The organism is Glutamicibacter sp. AGC46, assembly GCF_053543715.1.
Genome location: NZ_JBLVOJ010000025.1, coordinates 479,893 through 482,188, shown reverse-complemented (window position 1 = coordinate 482,188; position 2,296 = coordinate 479,893). Strand labels below are relative to the sequence as shown.

4 protein-coding genes are annotated in these 2,296 nt (G+C 61.5%); all 4 read left to right on the top strand.

What is annotated here, in order from left to right; genetic code table 11:
* Positions 1-86: 86 nt before the first annotated feature.
* The 4 genes from ACNPM8_RS17245 (at position 87) to ACNPM8_RS17230 (ending at position 2,251) form a co-directional block, all read left to right on the top strand.
* Positions 87-695 carry a class I SAM-dependent methyltransferase gene (locus tag ACNPM8_RS17245; protein WP_105657752.1) on the top strand — a complete coding sequence of 203 codons (609 nt, stop codon included), beginning with the start codon at positions 87-89 and terminating at the stop codon, positions 693-695.
* 257 nt (positions 696-952) lie between these two features.
* Positions 953-1,615, top strand: coding sequence for a hypothetical protein (locus ACNPM8_RS17240; RefSeq protein WP_133833429.1), 663 nt, complete (start codon positions 953-955; stop codon positions 1,613-1,615).
* Complete coding sequence (locus tag ACNPM8_RS17235) at positions 1,602-1,895, top strand: transcriptional regulator (RefSeq protein WP_133833428.1); 294 nt, start codon at positions 1,602-1,604, stop codon at positions 1,893-1,895. Before ACNPM8_RS17240 ends, ACNPM8_RS17235 begins: the two co-directional genes overlap by 14 nt.
* Positions 1,896-2,056: 161 nt before the next feature.
* On the top strand, positions 2,057-2,251 hold the full coding sequence (locus ACNPM8_RS17230) for a CsbD family protein (RefSeq protein WP_105657755.1): 195 nt from the start codon (positions 2,057-2,059) through the stop codon (positions 2,249-2,251).
* Positions 2,252-2,296: the final 45 nt, after the last annotated feature.

The window sequence follows — 2,296 nt, the reverse complement described above, 5'->3', positions numbered from 1 at the left end:
GAAAGAGTGATTGAAGCGCTCTTCTTCGTATTCCCGGCCGGCGCCAGCCAATCGCCGAATGCCAGCGAAAGTGCGAAACTGGATGCATGACTGCACCAGAAGAAAACCTTTGGCTCGCCACCGTTCGCAAGAACCCGGACCACTCGCAGAATTTTGCCCAGCGCTGGCGCACGCTTGCCGCCGAAGGCCAGGATATTTTCGGGGAAGCTCGAGCCGTTGACGCGATGGTTGCCCGGGGCAGCAGAATTCTGGATGCCGGATGCGGGACCGGGCGGATCGGCGGCTGGCTTTCCGAGCAAGGGCACCAAGTGGTTGGCGTGGACCTCGACCCGCATTTAATCGATGTTGCCCGGGCAGATTACCCCAAAGCCCAATGGCAGGTCGGCAATCTGGCTGACTTCACCATCGCTGACGCAGCGGGGGAGAACCAGGAATTCGACCTGATAGTTTCTGCCGGCAATGTCGTCACCTTCCTCTCCGAGTCCGAACGCCGCCCGGCGCTGCAGCAACTGCGCGGGCATCTGGCGGCAGACGGGCGCATGATCATCGGCTTCGGCTCGGGACGCGGCTACGGGTTCGATGACTTCGAGGCCGACGCTTTGGAGGCGGGGCTGGCACTGCAGCAACGCTATTCGACCTGGAACTTCCATTTGCCTGCCGCCGATTTCCTGGTGGCCGTGCTCGGGCGCAAATAGCGCCAAGCGCAAACCGAGCGCTGCAGGAAAAATCCACTTCGCTTCCATGCGACGTGCAATTGCTCTTGAAAGGCCTCTGGCCTGCGGCTTCTGCCGTGGGTCGAACACGGCGGGGTGCGATTAGGCGCAGCTGCCAGAATGCGCCTCTTGCGGTAAGCCGTCGTTAGCGCTATCTTGAACTTTGTAATGCAAAGTGGTTTTCATCACGTACTGCTTTGCGACTCGGAGGCGGTGATCGCCGAAGGAGGCAGTGCGCCATGGACAACACGAACAGCAATGACATCGACCCGGCTCGCATTCTGCGTGGAATCGAATCGGATGCACAGCAAGCCCGCGAGGGCATGAGCCCGAACCAGCAACTGCTGTTCTCCATCTGGGGCGGTGCCTGGATCATTGCCTTCCTCGGGCTCTACTTGGCACTCGCGCCGCAGGGCTCGCCGCTGCTGCCGCCGGCGGTTGGCATCGGCACCGCAGTTGCCTCATTCCTCATCGCGATCGTGACTTCCGGCGTGCATTCGGCCAAGCGCGGTTCGGGGACCAAAGGTCCGTCGATGGCGCAAGGGGCGATCTACGGCAACACTTTCAGTCTGGGCATGATCATCACCGCCTTGCTCGGTTGGCGGCTGCATGCCGACGGGCTGAGCTCAATGGGCATGGCGACTTTTGCCCTCACCGGCCTGTGCCTGGTGATCGGCGTGCTCGTGGTTGCCGGCTCGGTGCTCTTCAACGACCGGGCCCAGCTGGTCTTCGGGTCCTGGATCCTGGCTATTGCCCTGCTCTCACTGGCCGCGCCGGCACCGCATAACCTCTTGGCCGGTGCAGTTGGCGGGCTGGGATTCATCGTGCTGGGCCTGCTGCACGGCAGCAAGCCGGAACTGGTCTCAGGAGCCTTGATCCGGGGTGGGCATGCAGGAGCTTGACCCGCTGATCCACGCCCAGGCACGGCTGAGGACCGTCACGGTCCTGGACACCTTGCGGGCCGGGGACAGCATCTCGTTTCCCAAGCTGCAGGGCCTGCTGTCGATGACCTCGGGTAATCTGGCAACGCATTTGCGCAAGCTGGAAGACGGTGACTACGTGAAGGTGGACAAGATCCTGGAGGGGCGCTGCCCAGTGACCTACATTGCCTTGACCCGCGCTGGGCGAACCGCCTTCGAAGAGTACAAGGAACAGCTTCGCGCACTGCTGGATGCGGTGTGATCGCCGGACGAACGTGCAAGGATACACGCAATTGCGCAGCCGGGGAGGAACCGGGAAAATCTGCCAGCTAATGCAGAGGCCCGGGACAGGTGAATCATCTGCGCGGCCCATTAGGCTGGAGAAGGTACGCTATCGAATCAACTGCAGAAGGAGATTTTCCAATGGGCCTAGGCGATAAGATCCAGAATAAGGCGCAAGAAGTTTCGGGCAAGGCCAAGAAATCCGTAGGCGATGCGACCGGCAATGAACGCCTGCAGGCTGAAGGCGTTAAGGACCAAGCCGCTGCGAAAGCCAAACAGGCCGGCGAGTCAGTCAAGGATGCGGCCAAGGACGTACGCGACGGCCTGGACAAGTAGCAACAGGCACGCAGGAGCTTAAACGGCAAAGGTGCCCGCGAATTC